Here is a 611-nt window from a genome sequence, read left to right on the forward strand (position 1 = left end):
TAATTTCTTAGATCATAATTTTTGTTTTTCTCTAAAAAACTTTTAACATCTTGATTGATTTTTCCTGATGGATTACTTCCAGCACTAAAAGCTTTAAATATATTCGAGTATTCGTTATTTATAATACTCTCAGCTATAATACTTCTTGCAGAATTACCAGTGCATACAAATAATATATTTTTCATTAAAAAATAATTTTATAAATACCAATTACAAATAGTGGAATTTGTAATCCAAAATTAGTTAAGATAGCCTTATCCTTTAATAAAAACCCTGAAATTGTCCATCCAACAACACCAAGTCCATGAAAATAAATATTCAGTGGATAAATATTAAGATTTGTAAGTAAAATACCAGTTAATACTAAAAATGTACTTATCCATTTAAGATATTTTTTTAAAAATAACATTCAAAATTTATATGAATGTTATGTTAAAGATTTATTACAAAGAACTTTAATGTAATTTAATTTTTTTGGAGTTCATAGATTGAAACGTAGTGTTTCTTTTTAGGTAGTGGGATTATTGTTGGAACTTTAGTTAATCTTGGTTTTATTGATTTATTTCCTACAATAATATTTTTATCATAATTTTCTAAATTTACTTCAGGAT

The 611-nt window shown here is 22.9% G+C and carries 1 protein-coding gene and 1 pseudogene; both read right to left on the reverse strand.

The features are described 5' to 3' along the window. Nucleotides 1-185, reverse strand: a pseudogene (locus AMN99_RS03775) (hypothetical protein); the annotation flags it as partial. Further along, a complete protein-coding gene (locus AMN99_RS03780) occupies nt 185-409 on the reverse strand; it encodes a DUF6552 family protein (protein WP_075506507.1) in 225 nt (74 codons plus the stop codon). The pseudogene AMN99_RS03775 and the gene AMN99_RS03780, both read right to left, overlap by 1 nt. Nucleotides 410-611: the final 202 nt, after the last annotated feature.

Origin of the sequence: Candidatus Pelagibacter communis (assembly GCF_001180225.1) — a bacterium.
GTDB lineage: Bacteria > Pseudomonadota > Alphaproteobacteria > Pelagibacterales > Pelagibacteraceae > Pelagibacter > Pelagibacter ubique_D.